This window comes from Youhaiella tibetensis (assembly GCF_008000755.1).
Taxonomy (GTDB): Bacteria; Pseudomonadota; Alphaproteobacteria; order Rhizobiales; family Devosiaceae; genus Paradevosia; species Paradevosia tibetensis.
In genome coordinates, this window is sequence record NZ_CP041690.1 from 1,452,159 (window position 1) to 1,472,198 (window position 20,040).

The 20,040-nt window shown below is 64.4% G+C and carries 20 protein-coding genes; 8 read left to right on the forward strand and 12 right to left on the reverse strand.

Annotated features, from left to right (window positions below; translation table 11 throughout):
• Nucleotides 1-25: 25 nt before the first annotated feature.
• The 6 genes from FNA67_RS07075 (at nt 26) to FNA67_RS07100 (ending at nt 5,127) form a co-directional block, all read left to right on the forward strand.
• On the forward strand, nt 26-1,486 hold the full coding sequence (locus FNA67_RS07075) for a form I ribulose bisphosphate carboxylase large subunit (protein WP_147655527.1): 1,461 nt from the start codon (nt 26-28) through the stop codon (nt 1,484-1,486).
• Between the two features lie 12 nt (nt 1,487-1,498).
• Nucleotides 1,499-1,918 carry a ribulose bisphosphate carboxylase small subunit gene (locus FNA67_RS07080; RefSeq protein WP_049704525.1) on the forward strand — a complete coding sequence of 140 codons (420 nt, stop codon included), beginning with the start codon at nt 1,499-1,501 and terminating at the stop codon, nt 1,916-1,918.
• A 183-nt stretch (nt 1,919-2,101) separates the two neighbouring features.
• Nucleotides 2,102-2,995, forward strand: coding sequence for a CbbX protein (gene cbbX, locus FNA67_RS07085; RefSeq protein ID WP_244616516.1), 894 nt, complete (start codon nt 2,102-2,104; stop codon nt 2,993-2,995).
• On the forward strand, nt 2,992-3,663 hold the full coding sequence (gene rpe / locus FNA67_RS07090) for a ribulose-phosphate 3-epimerase (RefSeq protein ID WP_147655529.1): 672 nt from the start codon (nt 2,992-2,994) through the stop codon (nt 3,661-3,663). Before cbbX ends, rpe begins: the two co-directional genes overlap by 4 nt.
• 14 nt (nt 3,664-3,677) lie before the next feature.
• Complete coding sequence (gph, locus tag FNA67_RS07095; RefSeq protein WP_147655530.1) at nt 3,678-4,397, forward strand: phosphoglycolate phosphatase; 720 nt, start codon at nt 3,678-3,680, stop codon at nt 4,395-4,397.
• Nucleotides 4,390-5,127 carry an HAD-IA family hydrolase gene (locus FNA67_RS07100; protein WP_147655531.1) on the forward strand — a complete coding sequence of 246 codons (738 nt, stop codon included), beginning with the start codon at nt 4,390-4,392 and terminating at the stop codon, nt 5,125-5,127. Before gph ends, FNA67_RS07100 begins: the two co-directional genes overlap by 8 nt.
• A 154-nt stretch (nt 5,128-5,281) precedes the next feature.
• Here the strand turns inward: FNA67_RS07100 and FNA67_RS07105 are convergent, their stop codons facing one another.
• The 9 genes from FNA67_RS07105 to FNA67_RS07145 all read right to left on the reverse strand — a co-directional run bounded on the left by FNA67_RS07105 (nt 5,282) and on the right by FNA67_RS07145 (nt 15,454).
• Nucleotides 5,282-6,508 (reverse strand): metal-dependent hydrolase family protein, encoded by a 1,227-nt coding sequence (locus tag FNA67_RS07105; protein ID WP_147655532.1) that lies wholly within the window; start codon nt 6,506-6,508, stop codon nt 5,282-5,284.
• A 302-nt stretch (nt 6,509-6,810) separates the two neighbouring features.
• Entirely contained in the window at nt 6,811-7,785 is a 975-nt protein-coding gene (locus FNA67_RS07110) for an ABC transporter ATP-binding protein (RefSeq protein ID WP_147655533.1), read from the reverse strand.
• The gene (locus FNA67_RS07115; RefSeq protein WP_147655534.1) at nt 7,778-8,770 is read right to left on the reverse strand and encodes an ABC transporter ATP-binding protein; all 993 of its coding nucleotides are present in this window, start codon (nt 8,768-8,770) and stop codon (nt 7,778-7,780) included. The genes FNA67_RS07110 and FNA67_RS07115 overlap by 8 nt, the downstream gene beginning before the upstream one ends.
• 24 nt (nt 8,771-8,794) lie before the next feature.
• Nucleotides 8,795-9,739, reverse strand: a complete 945-nt coding sequence (locus tag FNA67_RS07120) for a succinylglutamate desuccinylase/aspartoacylase family protein (RefSeq protein WP_049704533.1) — start codon at nt 9,737-9,739, stop codon at nt 8,795-8,797.
• Nucleotides 9,740-9,764: 25 nt separating this feature from the next.
• Nucleotides 9,765-10,610, reverse strand: coding sequence for an ABC transporter permease (locus FNA67_RS07125; RefSeq protein ID WP_049704534.1), 846 nt, complete (start codon nt 10,608-10,610; stop codon nt 9,765-9,767).
• A 5-nt stretch (nt 10,611-10,615) separates the two neighbouring features.
• Entirely contained in the window at nt 10,616-11,596 is a 981-nt protein-coding gene (locus FNA67_RS07130; protein ID WP_147655535.1) for an ABC transporter permease, read from the reverse strand.
• On the reverse strand, nt 11,593-12,765 hold the full coding sequence (locus FNA67_RS07135; RefSeq protein WP_147655536.1) for a M24 family metallopeptidase: 1,173 nt from the start codon (nt 12,763-12,765) through the stop codon (nt 11,593-11,595). The genes FNA67_RS07130 and FNA67_RS07135 overlap by 4 nt, the downstream gene beginning before the upstream one ends.
• 68 nt (nt 12,766-12,833) lie before the next feature.
• Nucleotides 12,834-14,381, reverse strand: a complete 1,548-nt coding sequence (locus FNA67_RS07140) for an ABC transporter substrate-binding protein (protein ID WP_147655537.1) — start codon at nt 14,379-14,381, stop codon at nt 12,834-12,836.
• A gap of 47 nt (nt 14,382-14,428) precedes the next feature.
• Nucleotides 14,429-15,454, reverse strand: a complete 1,026-nt coding sequence (locus tag FNA67_RS07145) for a GntR family transcriptional regulator (protein ID WP_244616517.1) — start codon at nt 15,452-15,454, stop codon at nt 14,429-14,431.
• A gap of 229 nt (nt 15,455-15,683) precedes the next feature.
• On the opposite strand from FNA67_RS07145, the gene FNA67_RS07150 reads away from it, so the two are divergent.
• Nucleotides 15,684-16,664: an aldo/keto reductase gene (locus tag FNA67_RS07150; RefSeq protein ID WP_147655538.1), complete on the forward strand. Its 981-nt coding sequence runs from the start codon at nt 15,684-15,686 to the stop codon at nt 16,662-16,664.
• 41 nt (nt 16,665-16,705) lie between these two features.
• Here FNA67_RS07150 and FNA67_RS07155 read toward each other — a convergent pair whose 3' ends face one another.
• From FNA67_RS07155 to cueR, 3 genes are all read right to left on the reverse strand, one after another.
• Nucleotides 16,706-17,620 carry an ABC transporter substrate-binding protein gene (locus tag FNA67_RS07155; RefSeq protein WP_147655539.1) on the reverse strand — a complete coding sequence of 305 codons (915 nt, stop codon included), beginning with the start codon at nt 17,618-17,620 and terminating at the stop codon, nt 16,706-16,708.
• A 59-nt stretch (nt 17,621-17,679) separates the two neighbouring features.
• Nucleotides 17,680-18,891, reverse strand: a complete 1,212-nt coding sequence (locus tag FNA67_RS07160) for an MFS transporter (protein ID WP_147655540.1) — start codon at nt 18,889-18,891, stop codon at nt 17,680-17,682.
• A gap of 116 nt (nt 18,892-19,007) precedes the next feature.
• Nucleotides 19,008-19,463: a Cu(I)-responsive transcriptional regulator gene (gene cueR, locus FNA67_RS07165; RefSeq protein ID WP_147655541.1), complete on the reverse strand. Its 456-nt coding sequence runs from the start codon at nt 19,461-19,463 to the stop codon at nt 19,008-19,010.
• 134 nt (nt 19,464-19,597) lie between these two features.
• Between cueR and copM the strand changes: the two genes are divergently transcribed.
• Nucleotides 19,598-20,029: a CopM family metallochaperone gene (gene copM / locus FNA67_RS07170; protein WP_244616518.1), complete on the forward strand. Its 432-nt coding sequence runs from the start codon at nt 19,598-19,600 to the stop codon at nt 20,027-20,029.
• Nucleotides 20,030-20,040: the final 11 nt, after the last annotated feature.

Here is a 20,040-nt window from a genome sequence, read left to right on the forward strand (position 1 = left end):
CACGAGATTTTTGAAAGGAACCGTCATGGATACCGCCGCAAAGACCGTCAGGGGCAAGGACCGCTACAAGTCCGGCGTCATGGAATACCGGAAGATGGGCTATTGGGAGCCCGATTACGAGCCGAAGGACACGGATGTCATCGCGCTCTTCCGCATCACCCCGCAGGACGGCGTCGACCCCATCGAAGCCGCTGCCGCCGTCGCCGGTGAATCCTCCACCGCTACCTGGACCGTCGTCTGGACCGACCGCCTGACCGCGACCGAGAAGTATCGCGCCAAGGCATATCGCGTGGACGAAGTTCCCAACGCCCCCGGCCAGTACTTCGCCTACATCGCCTACGATCTCGATCTCTTCGAACCCGGCTCGATCGCCAACCTCTCGGCCTCGATCATCGGCAACGTCTTCGGCTTCAAGCCGCTCAAGGCCCTGCGCCTCGAGGACATGCGTTTCCCCGTCGCCTATGTGAAGACTTTCCAGGGCCCGGCCACCGGCATCGTCGTCGAGCGCGAACGCCTCGACAAGTTCGGCCGCCCGCTGCTCGGCGCCACCGTCAAGCCCAAGCTCGGCCTCTCCGGACGCAACTACGGCCGCGTCGTCTACGAGGCGCTCAAGGGCGGTCTCGATTTCACCAAGGACGACGAGAACATCAATAGCCAGCCGTTCATGCACTGGCGCGACCGCTTCCTCTACTGCATGGAAGCCGTCAACAAGGCCGAGGCCGCCACCGGCGAGATCAAGGGCACCTACCTCAACGTCACGGCCGGTGACATGGAGGCCATGTACGAGCGCGCCGAGTTCGCCAAGGAACTGGGCTCCTGCATCGTGATGATCGATCTCGTGATCGGCTACACCGCCATCCAGTCGATGGCCAAGTGGGCGCGCAAGAACGACATGATCCTGCACCTCCACCGCGCCGGCCACGGCACCTATACGCGCCAGAAGAGCCACGGCGTCTCCTTCCGAGTCATCGCCAAGTGGATGCGCCTGGCCGGTGTCGACCACATCCATGCCGGCACCGTTGTCGGCAAGCTCGAAGGCGATCCGAACACCACCAAGGGCTATTACGACATCTGCCGCGAGGGCTTTAACCCGATGCGCCTCGAACACGGCGTCTTCTTCGACCAGGACTGGGCGAGCCTCAACAAGCTCATGCCCGTGGCCTCGGGCGGTATCCATGCCGGCCAGATGCACCAGCTCATCCATCTCCTCGGCGAAGACACGATCCTGCAGTTCGGCGGCGGCACCATCGGCCACCCGATGGGCATCCAGGCCGGCGCCACCGCCAACCGCGTCGCGCTCGAAGCCATGATCTACGCCCGCAATTCCGGCCGAGACTACCTGGCCGAAGGCCCGCAGATCCTCCAGGAAGCCGCCCGCCACTGCCTACCCTTGAAGCAGGCCCTCGATACCTGGGGCGACGTCACCTTCGACTACACATCGACGGACTCGCCCGATTTCGTGCCCGTCGCCACGGCCGCCGAATAAGGAGCATCTTCAATGCGCGTTACCCAAGGCACGTTCTCTTTCCTGCCCGACTTCAACGACGACCAGATCCGCACGCAGGTCCAGTACTGCATCGACAACGGCTGGGCCGTGAACATCGAGTTCACCGACGATCCGCACCCCCGCAATACCTACTGGGAAATGTGGGGCCTGCCGATGTTCGACGTCGCCGACGCCGCGGCAATCATGCTCGAGCTCGAGTCCTGCCGGAAGGTCCACGACGGCAAGTACATCCGTCTCTCGGCCTTCGACGCCTCGCACGGCTGGGAGTCGATCCGCATCTCCTTCATCGTCAATCGCCCGAAGGAAGAGCCCGGCTTCCACCTCGAACGCGACAACGGCCCCGGCCGCCAGCAGCACTACCACCTGCGCAGCTACGCCACCGACAAGCCGTCCGGCGAACGCTACCTCTGACCAGTTTTGCGGGGCCAAATCCTTATCACTCTCACGGCCCCGCAAGAGTCGGCGCGCCCGGGTCCTCAGTCCCCGGGCGCGCCCGACAGACCGGAAACGAGCGGCGTCGACCCGACGCCTCGCCACCACCACCGAACTTCCCTGGCCGCCGCAAGAATGCACGAACATACCGAGGACCAAGCCATGGACGCACTCACGCCCCAGATCGACCTCCGCCGCGAATTCGAAGACTCCGGCGTCGCCGAAGTGCTGCGCGAACTCGACCGCGAGCTCGTCGGCCTCGTCCCGGTGAAAACACGCATCCGCGAAACCGCAGCGCTGCTCCTCGTAGACAAGGCCCGCCGCGACCTCGGCCTCACCCAGGAAACCCCGACGCTCCACATGAGCTTCACGGGCAATCCCGGCACCGGCAAGACCACCGTGGCCCTGCGCATGGCCAACCTGCTTCACCGCCTCGGCTACATCCGCAAGGGGCACCTGGTCTCGGTCACCCGCGACGATCTCGTCGGCCAGTACATCGGCCACACCGCCCCCAAGACTAAGGAAATCCTCAAGAAAGCCATGGGCGGTGTCCTCTTCATCGATGAGGCCTACTACCTCTTCCGCCCCGAGAACGAGCGCGACTACGGCTCGGAAGCCATCGAAATCCTGCTGCAGGTCATGGAGAACCAGCGTGACGACCTCGTCGTCATCGTCGCCGGCTATGGCGACCGCATGGAAAAGTTCTACCAGTCCAATCCGGGCTTTCGCTCCCGTATCGCTCACCACATCGATTTTCCCGACTATACCGACGACGAACTGCTCCAGATCAGCGAGCTGCTGCTCGCCCAGCAGCATTACCACCTCGATGAAGGCGCCCGCAGAGCCCTCACCGAATACATCGCCATCCGCCGCACCCAGCCGCATTTCGCCAATGCCCGCTCGCTGCGCAACGCGCTGGACCGCGCCCGCCTGCGCCAGGCCAACCGGCTCTTCGAATCCGCCGATGGCCCGATGAGCGCGGAAACGCTCTCGACCATTGCCGAGCCCGACATCCGCAAGAGCCGCATCTTCGCGGCGGAAGGAATGAAACGGTGAGCCTCATCATCGCACCATCGGTCCTCTCGGCCGATTTCTCTCGCCTCGGCGAGGAAGTCGAAGACGTGATGGAGGCCGGCGCCGACTGGATCCATCTCGACGTGATGGACGGCCACTTCGTCCCCAACATCACCTTCGGCCCCCCGGTCATCAAGGCGCTGCGCCCACGCACCAAGGCGGTCTTCGACTGCCACCTGATGATCGAGCCCGCCGATCCCTACCTCGCAGCTTTCTCGGCTGCGGGCGGCGACATCATAACCGTCCACGCCGAGGCCACGAAGCACCTCGACCGCTCGCTCCAGGCTATCCGCGACCTCGGGCGCAAAGCCGGCGTCTCGCTCAATCCCTCGACGCCCGAAACCGTCATCGAATACGTGCTCGACCGGCTCGATCTCGTCCTGCTGATGACCGTAAACCCGGGCTTCGGCGGCCAGGCCTTCATCCCCGCCGTGGTCGAAAAGGTCCGGCGCGTGAAAGCCATGATCGGACGCCGGCCCATCCAAATCGAGATCGATGGCGGCGTCACGCCGGAAACCGCGCCTTTGGTCGCAGGGGCAGGGGCGGACGTATTGGTCGCAGGGTCAGCAATCTTCAAAGGCGGTAAAGATGACTATCGCCGCAACATCGATGCCATTAGAAGGGCAGTCGCGGCGCAACATGCCGCCTGACCCGCTAAGGACCGATGTACAAAGCTCAATCCATGCCTGACGAGGCCGAGAAAGCCGCTGCCGCCTGGCCGCGCGTGATTCTCTTCGATCTGGACGGAACGCTGATCGATTCCGTCCCCGATATCGCTGCATCCGCCAATCAGATGCTGGCTCGCGAGGGCCTCAATCCGCTCACCGTGGACGAAGTCCGCGCCATGATCGGCCACGGCATCCGCATGCTGACCAAGCGCGTTTTCGCCGCTCGCGGTCAGGAGCTCGATGACGGGGCGCTCGACTACAAGACCTCGATCATGTCGGGGATCTACGCGGAAAACCTCACGGTGCTCACCACCGTTCACGACGGCGCCCGCGAAATCCTGGCTCACTACCGCGCTCTCGGCACCAAGCTTGCCGTGGTCACCAACAAGCCCCAGCTCGCCACTGAAACCGTTCTCAGCGCCTTCGGCCTCAGCGCGGATTTCGACCTCGTCATCGGCGACAGCGGCCTGCCGCGCAAGCCCGAGCCCGACATGCTCCTCCACGCGGTGGCGCAGCTGGGTGCGACCACCGCCGACACCATCATGGTGGGCGACAGCCCCGCCGACATCGAATCCGCACGGGCTGCCGGCATCGCTTCGGTCGGCGTCCGGGGCGGCTACACCAACGTGCCGCTGGAATCGCTTCAGCCCGGCGCGATAATCGAGCGCCTGTCCGATCTCCCGAACGCCATCGAGGCTCTATCTGCGCATGTCTGAGCTCAAAGCTCTGATCTTTGACGTCGATGGGACCCTGGCAGAAACCGAAGAGCAGCACAGACTGGCATTCAACGCTGCCTTCGCCGGAGCCGATCTCCCATACGAATGGTCAGAGGATCGATACCGTGAACTTCTCGGCGTAGCCGGCGGCAAGCAGCGGATGGCGGCCTATTTCGCCGCGGTCGGCGGCGACACCAGCGTCGGCGCCATCGCCGCCCTGCACCAGGCCAAGAACCGCCACTACGCGGAGGCCGTGGCCGCCGGTGAGGTGCGCTTGCGCACTGGCGTTGCCCGCATCCTGATGGAAGCGCGCGACGCGGGACTGCGCCTCGCCATCGCCACCACCACCAGCCGCGAAAACCTCATGGCGCTGCTGCACGCCACCATGGGGTCGGCCCACCGCATCTTTGAGGTGATGGTCACCGGCGAGGATGTCGCCAACCTCAAGCCCGATCCCGAGGTCTACCTCAAGGCCATGGCCCAGCTCGGCCTGCCGCCCGAAAACTGCCTCGCCTTCGAGGACTCGGCGCTTGGTCTGGAATCGGCCACCCGCGCGGGCCTGCGCACGGTGGTCACGCCGTCGATCTACACCAGCCACCACCGCTTCGGCCCGGCGGCGCTCGTTGTCAACTCGCTGGGCGAACCCGGCTCGACGATCCGCGTCTACGACGGGACCCTGGCTTCCAAGACCCACGTCGACCTCGCCGCCCTTCGCCAACTCGTCGGCTGAGGGCACGGGAGCGAGGGTAGGGGAATTTACCTATATCTCTCTTCCCCAGCGAAGGCGGGGGCCGGAGAGTCTCTCCACCACACCAGGCGCGCGATTGGACCCCCGCCTTCGCCGGGGGAAAGAGGTTGGGGGTAGGGCACCCCAAACCCAGCCCTCAGTTCAGCGCGTCCTTGAATACCTTCCCGTCCCGCATGATCAGCGGAATGCGGGCGCCATCGCCCATCAGCACCGAGACATCCTCGAGCGGATTGCCATCCACCACGATCAGATCCGCCTTGGCGCCCTCGGCCACGACGCCGATCTCGCCCGTCATCTGGCAAAGCTCTGCCCCTACCGTCGTCACGGACCGCAGGATTTCCGCCGGCGTCAGCACTTTCGCCAACAGCTCGAACTCCATGCAGTGGTACGATCGCAGCTCGCCCAGCAGGTCAGAGCCGAACGCCATCGGCAGCCCGGCATCGCGCATGATCTCGAGCGAAGCGAGCCCACCCCTGCGGACAGTGTCGATCTTGGCGAACTCGGTCTCCCCGAACCCGAACCGCTTGCCTTCAAGGTGCAGGGCTTCGTAGGCGACAAGCGTCGGCACCGCGATGCAACCCTTGTCCGCCGCAATCTTGGCTGTCTCCGGCGAGATCAGGTTGCAATGCTCGAGCGAGCGCACGCCCAGCTCGGCGCAGCGGCGTATGGCGGCATCGGTATAGACGTGAGCCGCCACGTAGATTCCGGCATTCTCGGCTTCCTCGACCATGGCCAGGATTTCGTCGCGCGAGAACTGAATGGATTCGATCGGATCGTTCGGGGAAGACACGCCGCCATTGGCCATGATCTTGATGAACTTGGCGCCGCCCTTGATCATCTCGCGGGTGACCTTGCGGCACTCATCGACGCCATCGACGACATAGCCCATCGAGCCCAACCGCTCATGCATCATGGTCGGGCGGTCATCGGTTCGCGGCCGCAGGTCCGCATGGCCGCCGGTCACCGTTAGTCCCTTGCCGCAGATCACCAACCGAGGCCCGTCGATCAGCCCGTCCTCGACGCCCTGCACGAGCCCGACGTCGGCACCGCCCAGATCGCGCAGCGTGGTGAAGCCGCGCTGCAGCGCCTCCTCCATCACCCGCGCCGAGCGCAATGCCGCCAGTGAGGTCGGCGCGATGATGTTGGACCAGAGGTTCAGCGTCTCGGCCACGACATGCACATGGCAGTCGATAAGCCCGGGCATCAGCGTCTTGCCGTCGAGGTCGATCTTGCGGGCATCGGCGGAGAGGTTCTGGCCCACGGCACGGATGGTGCCGTCCTGAATCAAAACATCAAGTCCTTCACGCAAAACGCCAGCTTCGGCATCCAGCACCCGGCCGCCGGTAAAGAGAGTGGATGACATTATTCACCTAAGGGATTGAGGGGATTCAGGGATTGAAAGTTCGAGTCTGGGGTCTACCCCCACCCTCAATCCCTCCCCACAAGGGGGAGGACGCGATGGGGCATGATTGAGCAGGCAGATCTCCCTCCCCCTTGTGGGGAGGGAACAAGGGTGGGAGTGACTGGCACTGGGATATTGGCGTTTCCCCTCCCAGCCTCCCCGCAAGCGGGGAGGTGTTTCGATCGTGTTGCTGGCGCATGGGGCGCTCGACAACCACGGTCAGCACCTCCCTTGCGGGGGAGGCTGGGAGGGAAACGCCAAACTCACCGATGATGGCACGCCACCAACCGCCCATCGGCTCGCGCCGTGAGAGCCGGCTCGATGCGCTTGCACTCGTCCGTCGCCAGCGGGCACCGCGTGTGAAAGGGGCATCCGCTCGGCTTGTTCGTCGCACTCGGAATGTCGTCGTTCCGCGCTTCGAACGTATGCCGGTTACGCGGGTCGAGCGAGGGCGCCGATTTCATCAGCAGCTCGGAATACGGATGGGTCGGCGAAGCGAAAATCGCCGCCTTGGGCGCCAGCTCCACGATCTTGCCCAGATACATCACCGCTACCTGGTGCGAGATGTGCTCCACCACGCCCAGGTCGTGCGAGATGAAGAGATACGACACCCCAAGGTCGCGCTGCAGGTCCGCCAGCAGGTTGAGAATCTGCGCCTGCACCGAAACGTCCAGCGCCGACACCGGCTCGTCGCACACGATGATGTCCGGCTTGAGCGCCAGCGCCCGGGCGATGCCGATGCGCTGGCGCTGGCCTCCAGAGAACTGGTGGGCGAAATTGTCCGCCTGGTCCGGCCGCAGGCCTACGCGGGCCATGAGCTCGGACACGAGCTCCTTTCGCTCGGCCATCGTCCCCACATTGTGGATGTCGAGCGGCGCCCGGATGATGTCGCGCACGCGCTGACGCGGATTGAGCGAGGAGAACGGGTCCTGGAACACGATCTGCATGCGCTTGCGATAATTGCGCAGCGTCGCGCCGTGGAAGCTCCCCACCGTCTGCCCATCGAACGACACCGAGCCTTCGGTGGCCTTGACCAGCCCCATCAGCGCCAGGCCCGTCGTCGACTTACCGCACCCGCTTTCGCCGACCAGGCTGAGCGTCTCGCCGCGCCCGAGCGTGAAATCCACGCCATCGACGGCCTTGACCGCGCCGACCTGCCTTTGCAGCACGCCCTTGCGGATCGGAAAGTGAACTTTCAGCCCTTCGACCTTGAGGAGCGGAGCGGCGGCCTCAGACATTGTCGTGCTCCCAGCAGGCGGCGAAGTGGCCGGGTGATTTCTCTTCGAACGGCGGACGCTCCTCGCGGCAGCGCGCCGAGGCGCCCGGGCAGCGCGGCGCGAAGGCGCAGCCCTTGGGCAGGTTCCAGAGCGGCGGTACGGTGCCCGCGATGTCGGTCAGGCGGTCCGCGCTCTGCCCGCGCGGAATGGCGCCCATCAGGCCGCGCGTATAGGGATGGATGGGGTTGTCGAAGAGCTCATAGACCGAGGCCTCCTCGACCTTGCGCCCCGCATACATGACGATCACACGGTCGGCGACTTCCGCCACCACACCCAGGTCGTGGGTAATCAGCACCTGCGCCGTGCCCAGCCGGGTCTGCAGGTCCTTGATGAGCCCGAGGATCTGCGCCTGTATGGTCACGTCGAGCGCCGTCGTCGGCTCGTCCGCCACGATGATGCGCGGCTCGCATGCCAGCGCCAGGGCGATCATGGCGCGCTGGCGCATGCCGCCCGAGAGTTCATGCGGATATTGCGTGGCCCGGCGCGCCGGGTCGGGCATCTGTACGAGCTTCAAGACTTCCACGGCCCGCCCCCAGGCTTCCTTTTTGCCCACCTTGCGGTGCTGGCGCACGCCTTCGGCGATCTGCTCGCCGATGGTCAGCACCGGGTTGAGCGCCGTCAGCGGCTCCTGGAAGATCATGGCGATCTTTTCGCCGCGATAATCTTCCACCTGGTGCTGGCCCATGGCCAGGAAGTCCTGGCCGTCGATCTCGATCTTGCCCGCCGCCACTGACGCTGCCTCAGGGAGGAGGCGAAGCAGCGCCAGGGCGGTCATGGATTTACCGCAACCGGATTCGCCAACGATGCAAACGGTTTCACCGGCGGCGACGGACAAGCTCATGTCGGAGACCACCGCAAACGGTCCGTTCTCGCTGGCGATGCGGACATTGAGTCCTTCGACGGCGAGCACCGGGGCCCGATCCTGGTTGTGGATTTGAGCGGTCATCTGCGTGGTTCCGTGTTCTCTCACTTAGTCGGTGGCGCCTTCGAGGTTGCCAACCATGAAGCCGTAGTCACCGGCCTCGACGACGTTGCGCGTCAGGTGCTGCATGATCATCACGCCGTTCTCGAACGGGGTTGGGATCTCTTCGATCACTTCGAAGTCGTAGGGGCTGACGACGCGGCCGAGAAGCTGGCCGCCCTTGATCACTTCGCCATTGGCGGGGCACAGGGGCTCGAGCCAGCCGCCGTGCTTCGGACGAATCCCGACGAGCTCGGTCACCACGATCTGCTTCGGGTTCGGCTTGACCTCACCCTCGATCACGCCCAGGTGCCGCAGCATGTTGAGAAGGCCATTGAGCGTGCGCTCGACATACGGTCCTTGGTCGACGATGCCGCCGCCCAGTTCGACCGTAACCACCTTGGTGCCATGGCGGTCCATGGTCACCGACTTGGTGGTGCCAGCATAGACCGTGCCTTCCTTGCCCTCGACCGGGCGGTAGAGGCACTTGGAGCCGAAGGCGCGCGACAGCGGTTCGTCGTTCCAGATGTAGACATAGTCCACCGTCGGACGATCGGTGCCCGAGTGCAGGTCGATATGGTAGTCGAGCTCGTTGAAGTAGTTGTTGGCCAGCGCATCGGCGAGCTGCTGGGTGTAGTTGCCGCGCGGGCTGCCGGGGAACTCGCGGTTGAGGTTGAGCTCGTCGAGCGGCGTGAAGCGGTGGTTGACCGCGAAGGCCCGCGGATTGGCAACCGGCAGCAGGAGGATGCGGCCCTTGAGCGGCATATCCTTGATGGCGCGGAAGAGTTCGAGGATCGTCTGCGAGCCGGCATTTTCGTTGCCGTGGATCGAACCGGAAATGCCGATGGTCGGGCCATCCTGCTCACCCACCAGTTCATGCACGAAAAGCAGGGCGTCGCTGCCATCCGCATGGGTGGTGAACTTGTGCCGTAACTTGTTGATCGCCTTGACCATTCTATAGTCCTTTTTCAGTCAAATTTTATCGTTTGGCGTTGCCGCCGCGCGAGAGCTGGCGCGGATCGAGGATGTCGCGCAGGCCGTCGCCGAGGAGATTGAATCCGAGCACGGTGATCATGATCGTCGCGCCCGAAACGATTGCCAGCCACGGCTCGTCACGCATGAAGCGCGTGCCGTAAGCGAGGGTCCAGCCCCAGGTCGGGGTCGGGGGAGGAAGGCCGAAGCCCAGGAACGAGAGGGCCGATTCCGCGATGATCGCGGTGCCCAGGCCCAGCGAGGCCAGGACGATGATCGGGCCCAGTGCGTTCGGCAGGATTTCCTTGAAGAGGATCCGCATCGGGTTCGCCCCGAGCGCCTTGGCCGCCTGCACGTAGTTCTGCTCGCGCAGCACCAGGGTGGTGGCCCGCACCACCCGGGCATATTCGGTCCAGAACACCACGATCAGCGCCAGCGCCACGTTGACGACGCCCGGTCCCATCACGGCCACGATGGCCAGCGACAGCACGATCGCGGGGAACCCGAGGAAGATATCGGTGATGCGCATCAGCAGCAGGTCGATCCAGCCGCCGAAATAGCCGGCGATGAGGCCTACCGTCGTGCCGATCAGGGCCGCGCCGCCAACCGAGACCACCGCGATCGAGAGCGATACCTGCGCGCCGAAGACAAGGCGCGACCAGAGATCGCGTCCGAAATTGTCGGTACCCAGCCAATGGGCGGCGCTTGGCCAGGCGAAGCGATTGCGCATGTCCATCTGCTCGACGCCATGCGTCGCCACGTAGGGGGCCAGCAACGCCAGCAGCACGATGGTGATGGTGATGACCGCCCCGACGACAAGCGAGGTGTTACGAAGAATGCGAGGAACGCGCATGGCTTTCACCCGAGCCTGATGCGCGGATCGACCGCGGCATAGAGTAGATCGACGATGAGATTGACCAGCGCGAAGATGATCGCGAAGGTCAGCACGATGCCCTGGATCAGCGGAATGTCGCGCTGCGAGATCGCCGAGATCGTGAGCTGACCGAGCCCCGGCCAGGCGAAGATGCTTTCGGTCAGCACCGCGCCGCCCAGCAGGGCACCAAAGCGCAGGCCGATGACCGACAGTACGGGCAGCAGCGCGTTGCGCAGCGCATGGCGCACCACCACCCGCGGCCGGCGCAGGCCCTTGGCATAGGCCGTGCGCACGAAATCCTCGCGCAACACTTCGAGCATAGAGGTGCGCACGAGCCGGCTGATGATGGCGGCCGAGTTCACCGCCAGCGCCAATGCGGGCAGGATGATATGGGCCAGGGAATCCCAAAGCACCTGCGGCTTGCCCGTCAGCGCCATCCAGATGGCCGAGGGCAGGGGCTCGCCCCGCCCGATGGAGGGCAGCCAGCCGAGTTGAACTGCGAAGAACAGCATCAGCAGCAGGCTCAGCCAATAGACCGGCATGGAAACGCCGAGCTGGGCGAAGAGCATCGTGACGGTATCGACCCACGTCCCCTGCTTCATGGCGGCCACGACGCCCAGCACCATGCCGATGATGGTTGCCAGCAGCAGCGCCACGACAGCCAGTTCGACGGTCGCGCCCAGGCGTCCGGCAATGATGCTGGCCACGGGTTGGTTCTGGAAGATCGAGCGCCCCATGTCCCCATGGAGGAGGGCGGCGAAATAGTCCCAGAGCCTGATATACCAGGGATTGTCGAGGCCGAGCGAGGCACGCAGGTTCGCGATGGCGTCGGCGGATGCTTCCTGTCCAAGCAGCACAGAGGCTGGATCGCCCGGAATGAGCAGCAGCAGGCCGAAGGTCACCACAACCATCCCGATGGCCATCGGGATCAGCAGCAGCAGGCGTCGGGTCACATAGGCAATCATGCGATGACGATCTCTTCGAGCTTGCGCGGGTACTTGGTGAGGCTGTTGGGGCCGGCCGCCGTCACGTGCACCGTATCGGCAAGACGGAAGCCACCCAGGTCCGGCACGTAAAGCGCCGGTTCGGTCGAGCACACCATGTTGGGCACGAGCACGGTTTCGTCGCCGCCTTCGACCCACGGCGGCTCGTGGAACATCACGCCCATGCCGTGGCCGACGCGATGCAAGCAATACTCGCCCATGCCGCTCTCGCGGATATAGGCAAGCGCGAGGTTGTCCGCCGAGGCGCAGGTCTTGCCAGCGATCAGGGCCTCGGTCGCCATCTTCTGGGCTTCATAGGCAACGGTGTAGTATTTGGCCTGGTCGGCGCTCGGCTCGCCCAGGATGAAGGTCCGCTCGCTCTCGGCGGCGCGGCCGCCGACGCGGCAGCCGAGCGAGAGCATGAAGCTTTCGCCCTTCTGGAAGCGGCGGGCCGACGGCATGCCGTGCGGGAAGGCGGAGTTGAGCCCGCCATAGACGAGGCCGCCCGCGATGCCCTGGACCAGCATGATGTCCTCATGCTCGCGGTTCATCACATCGAGCGCATGGCGCATGATGTAGCTTTCGACCTCGATCTCGGTCGGCATCTGGCCGCCCGAATGGAAAGCGTCCGAAATCATGGCGACACCGGCGGCGACCATGCTGTCCGAAATCCGCGCAGCTTCCTGCTGCAGCACGATTTCCTCGGGATACTTGGTCAGGCGCATCGTCGAGACCACCGTGGTGGGCTTGACGGTCGCATTGGGGAAGGCGGCGGCGATCTGCGGGGCGCGCGCCATCGAGATACCGGCGCTGTGCCCGATCGTGCCGGTCACGTTGCCGAGCGCGCGCGCCAGCACGTCGAACGGCTTGTCGATGCCGGGGAACTCGAAATAGACCACCGGCTCCGCCGCCACTTTCTGGTCGGCGCAATGGGTTCTTTCGAGTTCGGGAATGAGAATGAGCGCTTTGTCCTGCGTGAGCGCAAAGACCACCGGGCGTTCGGTCGCGTAGTGCGAAAAGCCGGTCGTGTAGATCACGTCGTCATTGCTATCGAGCAGCAACACGTCGATCCCGGCTTCGGCCATCCGTGCGCGGATATCGCGGTGGACGCGGGAATAGTACTCGGCGCTCAGGCGCTGCTTGAAAGTCATGGCAAGGCTCGGGGCAAGAAGAGAAAGGTGGCCGGCGCGTTTGGGCCCGCGCCGGCCTTCACAGCAGATTAGTCCTTGTAGCCGATCAGGCCGCGGAGATTTCCGCGTGGGGTGGCCTGAACTTCGACAGGGATGTCCTTGCTGTAAAACAGCTGATAGCCCTGATCAGACACGATGTAGTACGGCAGGTCGAACGCCAGGATCTTGGCGGCTTCCTGATAGGCGGTGGCACGCTCGGACTGTTCGGTCGCGGTGCGGCCCTTCTGAAGAAGCTCGTCCACCTGCGGGTTGGAATAGCCACCCCAGTTGGTCGAGCCGCCGGTGGTCAGCTGGTTGAACAGCAGACGATCCGGATCGACGATGTTGAGCCAGCCGAGCAGGGCGATCTGGTGCTTGCCCTGCTGGACGTAGTTGGTCGAGAACGACGGCCAGTCCGAGATCTGAGCCTGGGCGTCAACGCCGGCCGACTGCATGACGGCCTGGATGAACTCGATCGACTGCACGCGGTTCGGGTCTTCGCTGTGGGTCGAGAGCGTGACCGTCAGCTTGTTGCCGTCCTTGTCGAGGATTCCGTCGTTGTTGCTGTCGGTCCAGCCTTCCTCGGCGAAGAGCTTCTTGGCGCCTTCGACGTCGAACGTGGGCTGCTTGATGTCGGCCGAATAGGCCCAGGACGACGGCAGGATGATCGAGGAAGCCACCGCGTCCACGCCATTGTAGATGTCGTTCACGATGGTGTTCTGGTCGATCAGCATCGAGAACGCCTGGCGCATCTTGGCGTCGGCCAGCAGCGGGTCCTTGACGTTGTAGTTGATGTAGGTCACGCCCAGGCCCGGCTCGATGACGTTGCCGAAGCGATCATCGGAAGCGAGGCGCTGGATGTCCTGCGGCGAGAGCGGGGACTGGATGGCATCGAGGTCACCGGCTTCGAAGGCCTGCGCGCGGGCGCTGTTGTCGCCGATGATCTTCATCGTGACCTTGGCCATCTTGGGCTGCTCGCCCCAGAAGTTCGGGTTGGCTTCGAGTTGGATGTCGCTGCCGCGGTTCCAGGCGGCCAGCTTCATCGGCCCGGCGCCGAGCGGTTCCGAACCGATATCCTTGCCGCCTTCGACGGCGGCCTTCGAGACGATGCCGATGTCGAGGTAGGAGAGGAGCGGGGCGTAGGGGGCCGAGAGCGAGAACTTGACCGTCTGCGGGTCCACGGCCTCGATCTTCTCGATCGGGGTGTAGAGTCCGCGCATCGGCGCGTTGAAGTCCTTGTCGATGATCGAGGTGAAGGTGAACACCACGTCATCGGCCGTCAGGGGCGAGCCGTCCGAGAACTTGAGGTCCGGGCGCAGGTGGAAGATCCAGGTCTGCGGATCCGGCGTTTCCCAGCTTTCGGCCAGGTCCGGAACGGCGGCCAGGTTCGGGGTGATGTGGACCAGGCCCGAATAGATCAGGTCGATGGCGCGCGAGGCGGTCGTGTCACGCGACAAGCGCGGATCGAGCGTGCCTGCGTCGACGTCCATGCCCATCACCAGGGTATCCTTGGCGTTCTGCGCCAGCACCGGGGCAGCCCCCGAGGCCATGGCCAGCGCCAGGATGGCAGCGCTCGTAGTCAGTAGCAGTCTCTTCATAGTTCATCCCTTGTTGAACAGTTGTGACGCTTAAGCGTTTGTTTTGGTTAGCTTACCAACGCTCCGGTCGGCTCCTTCTCCACCTCGCCCGTCTTGGAGCGGCGTAGGTGGGCCAGGTAGGGGACCAGCACGTTTTCGAGTGCGCCCTGATCGGGCGAATGGCGATATTCGAAGCACCGCATGCCCGGGCGGGCGAGCCCCGCGACCTCGTCGGCGCCCGTGGCGAAGATCACCACGTCGCATTCGGCGATGGTTTGGTTGAGGTCGGGCGCGGACGACCACGTCACCCTGATTTCCGCCACGTGCGGCGCGAATTCGCGGATCGAGGGTCGCATGATCGCGATGAAGTCCTTGAAGTGCGTCACCGCCGCGATCTTGGTGCGTGGATCGAGACTGGCCAGCGCCTGCCGCGTCTTCTCGGATGGAATGAATCGCAGGGCCAGCAGCCGCGCCTCGGGCACCAGCGCCTGCACCTCCATCTCGCGATGCACGAAAGTGAGCACGACATCGGCCCGCGCACATTGCTCGCGCGCTTCCGGTGACGCCTTGAGTTGCTCGAGCATGATCATGCGCACCTGGTCGTCGGCCGCCAGCACGCGCTTGATCTCCTCGACATAATCCCGCGTCGGCCCCGGAAACAGGCCTACGAACACGATGTTGAGCCCCGAGCGCGGCTTGCGCATCTGAACCTGCGCCGTCACCATCGACAGTAACGCCATCGGCGAGACACCCAGGTGCTCGGCCTTGCCCAGCAACTCATCGATGTCGGCGCGCAGCGCGTTGATGGGTTGGTCCTCGTGCAGCCGCGCATGCGGATCGCGCGCTGTAAACGCGCCGAGCCCGCGCTTCATCTCGATGAGCCCGGCATCGCGAAGGTCCTGATAGACCTGGCTGACCGTCATCGGGGCGATGTTGAGGTCGGCCGCAAGCTGGCGCACCGATGGCAGCTTTGTCCCGTACGCCATGTCGCCGTGCGAAAGGATGTAGCTCAAAAGGCCATGCAACTGCGTGCTCACCGGAACGGGCAGCGACTTGTCTATCGATGTGGCGTCCAGCGGGAACATATGGAACATGGGTGTTCTAACCATCCAGTACACCAAGACCGTAACATGTGTTTCGTAGTGCGCAAGTGGCTAGCGCAAAAAATGTTCATGTGGAGAAAGTGCGTACAAACTGGGCGGATAAGTTAAGGAAATCAACGATTGTGGCAGCGCCGGCGCTCACTAAACCGGTTTCCAAGCGGGACTGAGTGCGCTACGCAGTGGGGCAACGACCACAATCACTGGCGTACGAGGTGTACTAATGGACTATGTCAACCTTGGCCGAACCGGCCTCAAAATCTCGCGGCTTGCACTGGGTTGCATGACCTTCGGTTCACCCAGCTGGTCCAGGTGGGTGCTCGACGAAAGCGGCTCGCGCCCGATTATCGAGAAGGCCATCGAATACGGCATCAACTTCTTCGACACCGCCGATATGTATTCGCTCGGCGCCAGCGAGAAGATCGTGGGCAAGGTGGTTCTCGAGCATCTGCCGCGCCACAAGGCCGTCATCGCCACCAAGCTCTACAATCCCATGAGCGATGACCCGAACGATCGCGGTCTCTCGCGCAAGCACGTCTTCGAGGCCGTCGACGGCAGCCTCAAGCGGCTCGGCACCGACTACATTGATCTTTACCAGCTTCACCGCTTCGATTACGGCACCCCGCTCGAAGAGACGCTCGATGCCCTCAACGATGTCGTGCGCATGGGCAAGGTCCGTTACCTCGGCGCTTCCTCGATGCATGCCTGGCAGTTCATGAAGGCCATCGGCCTGCAGCGCCAGTACGGCTGGGCGCCCTTCGTCTCCATGCAGCCGCACTACAACCTCATCTATCGCGAGGAAGAGCGCGAGATGCTGCCGCTCTGCCTGTCCGAAGGCGTCGGCGTCATTCCGTGGAGCCCGCTGGCGCGCGGCCTGCTCGCCGGTAAGCGCAACGAGGGGCAGACCTCCGTGCGCGCCGAGACCGACAAGACCGCCCACGCGCTCTATGATCGCAGCAAGGCGCAGGACGATGCCGTCATCGCGGCCGTCCGCGCCGTCGCCGAGCGTCACGGCCGCCCGATGGCGCAGATCGCTTATGCCTGGGTAGCCTCACGCCCGGCCATCACCGCCCCGATCGTGGGCATTTCCAAGCTCGAGCAGTTCGCCGATGCGATCGCCGCGCTCGAGGTCAAGTTGACCGACGAGGATGTCGCCGAGATGGAAGCGCCCTACCACGCCAAGCCGGTGGCAGGGCACGTCTGAAAAACGAAGGGCCGGCCGGTGATCCAGCCGGTCCTTGCGGATCATCGCGTCGAGGCGATGCCGTAAATCTTCTCGATATCGTCGAGCGCCAGGTTGGCCGCCATGATGCCGCCCGCAGTGGCCCAGACCGTGTCGGACACGGCGTATACCTGATTGGCCTTGGCCGCCTTCAACTCTGCCCAGAGGGGCGAAGCCATCCACGTTTCGGCTTCCTTGGTCGCACCGCCGTCACCGATTTCGTAGCTGAAGTGCAGCAGCCGGTCGCCGTCTAGTTCCGGGATGCGTTCCATTGTGATCTTTTCGGCCAGGCCCGGCTTGTCCTGCGCTGCGGGGCGGCCGAACCCGATGTCCCGCAGAATGGAGCCCGAGAAGCTGTCATTGTTGTAGGCGTAGTTCTGCCCGGCAATGAAGCGGACGAGGCCCACCACTTCCTTATTGCGTTCGCCCAAGGCATCCTTGATCGCCGCCACGCGCCGGGCGTAGTCGGCCAGCGCCGCATCGACTTCTGCGCTGCGTCCAGAGGCATCCGCATAGACCTTGATGTTGTCTTTCCACTGTCCGGTGATGTTCTCCACGAACACCGTCGGAGCGATGGCCGATAGCTGGTCGTAGATTTTCTCGTGCCGCTTCTTGTTGCCCAGGATGAGGTCAGGCTGCAGCGCGGCTATGGTTTCGAGTTCGGGCGCGAGCTCCTCGCCGACCACCTTGGTGTCGGCCAACTGCGCCGCTATATGGTCGAACCACGGATCGGCATTGGCGGAGCGCGCCGCGCCGACCGGAACGATGCCCAGGGCCACCAGGTCTTCGGTCGCTTCATTGGTCAGGGCGACAATTCGCACAGGGTGATCGGCAAGGGTTGTCGTGCCCATGGCGTGGGTGAGGTCGCGGGCGAGGGCCGCAGGCGCCCATGCGAGCACGGCCAGCGGAAGAGCGAGCAGAAGTCGGCGGTTGATCATTATGTCCCGTTATCTTGACTAACAAAGTCAGTTTTCTTTCGGGCCTAAGGCCCTGGAAGTCAAGCGCCTGACCGCAAGGCAAGGCGGCGGACGATCGGGATTATCGCCAGCGAACAGACGGCGGGAACCGACGCCAGGGCAATCCAGGGGAGCGCAGCGCCGGGGCCGGGTGCGAGGGCGTGTTCAAGGCTCGGGCCGAGCAGCACATTTCCCACGAGCACCGCGAGGCCGCCCGCCGAAGCCAGCGCGCCATAATAAGTGGCGGTGGAGCGCCCGTTGGCGAAACGGGGCACCATGTCCATGGCAACGGGCCTGACGGTCATCTGTCCCAGGATCAGCAACACGACCAGCATCGCGGCCGGAACGAGCCTGAGAGGCCCGGCCGGCGCGGGAAACGCGGCGCAGGCCGCAACCGCCAAAAATGCCAGGGCCATCAGCGCGAAGCCGAAGAAAAGGCTGCGCGACCAGCTGATCGTGCTGACGCGACGCGTCACCGGCATCTGCAGGGTCACGACCATCAGCGAGGCGAGCATGAAGAGCGGCGCCAGGTCCGCGTCAGAGCCGCCGGCCCGGCGGATCTCGACCGGAAGCGCGAAATAGAGCTGGTTGTAGCTGAACAGAAACCCGCTATGGGCCAGCGTGAACGCGATGAACAGGCGGTCGCTGAAGACTCGCCACCATTGATTGTCCCGACTTGGCGCCTCGCTCGGCGAGGTGCGCGGCAGATAGGTGTGGAGAACCACATAAGCCGCGGCGAAAACCGCCGCGCCGCCTAGCGCCATGGCCTGGAAGCCGATGCCGAGCAGCAGGGCGCCGGCCAGCGGCCCGACGATGGCGCCGAGTTCGCCCCACACCGCCATGCGGGCGAAGAAGTGGGCGCGCGTTTCCTTGCCCTGGCGGCTTCGCGCTTCGCCAACGCTCGCGGCCAGCGAGGAAATCGCGGGCGAAAACAGCGCGCCGGCAAAGCCGGTGAGGCAGGCACCGAGCAAGACAGTGGCGAAGTCGCGGCTCACACCCAGCACGACGAAGCCGATGACGCGAACGGCGCAGCCGAGCAGGATCAGGCGGCGCGGGCCGAGCCGGTCGGCAAAGGCGCCTCCCACGATGAACAGGCCTTGCTGGGAAAACGTCCGGATGCCCAGAACCAGACCGATCGCGACGCTTTCGAGCGCCAGGTCGTCCCTCATGAAAGCCGCCAGGAACGGCACCACCATGTAAAAGCCCATCATGAAGATGAACTGGTTCGAGAGCAGGAGAAGCGGCTTGACCATCAGGGCGGGGCTTGGGGCAGGGGAGGCCAGCCATGGCCTAATCATCGCGGCAAGACAAGGCATTGCGCCGGGGAGCCGGGCGCCGCGCCTTCATCCTTGCCCGAGGCTGTGGAAAACTAGGAGCCCTGGGCCTCGAGCGCCGCGCCGCCGAAGCGCGGGCGCTTGCGGGTGAGCTTGGGGGCAGGGGCCTCCGCCAGTTCCTCAAGGATCGGGCAGTCGGGGCGCGCGTCGCCGTGGCAGTGGTTGGCCAGATGCCGCAACGTGTTGCTCATCTCCTGGAGGGCTTTGGCCTTGCGCTCGAGTTCTTCGATGTGGCCGAGGGCGATGGCCTTGACGTCCCCGCTCGCCCGCGAGCGATCGCGCCAGAGCGCCAGGAGATCGCCCATCTGCTCCACGGAGAAGCCGAGGTCGCGGGCCCGGGCGATGAAACGCAGGGTGTGAATGTCGTTGTCTTCATAGACGCGGTAGCCGGAATCGGTGCGATGGGCGCTCGAGATCAGTCCGATGGATTCGTAGTAGCGGATCATCTTTGTCGAGATGCCCGAGGCCCGGGAGGCTTGTCCGATGTTCATCGCGGGGCTCCTTGTCGTCACTGCCATCGATATAGGTAAGCCTTCCAATGATGGGAAGCTCAAGGGGGCTTGACCTTCCAATGGTGGCAAGCTGCACAAACGGCGCGTTTCGAGGACGAAAAGGAACGATTGTCATGCGCCTCCCCGCCACCGCCGCCGTTGCGCTACTGCTGATCGCGGCATCCGCGCCGGCTCACGCCCAGGACCATTCGATGCACGGCGCCGTCGCCGCGCCCGCGCAGCTTCCCGCAATCTGCCTCGAGAACGCCAAGGGGCACGACATGGCGGCAATGGCCGCCGCGCCCGCCGAGGGCGATGAAGGTCATCGGGCTATGGCCGCGACCATGGACGCGATGCATAGCGACATGGCCGCCGGCATGACGGCGACCGATATCGACGTCGCGTTCGTGTGTGGGATGATCCCGCACCACCAGGGCGCCATCGACATGGCCCGGGTCGAACTGCAATACGGCAAGGACGAGTGGGCCCGCGCCATGGCGCAGAAGGTGATCGACGCCCAGGAGCAGGAAATCGTCGACATGCTCAAATGGCTGGAAGGCAAGTAGCCAAAGGCGAA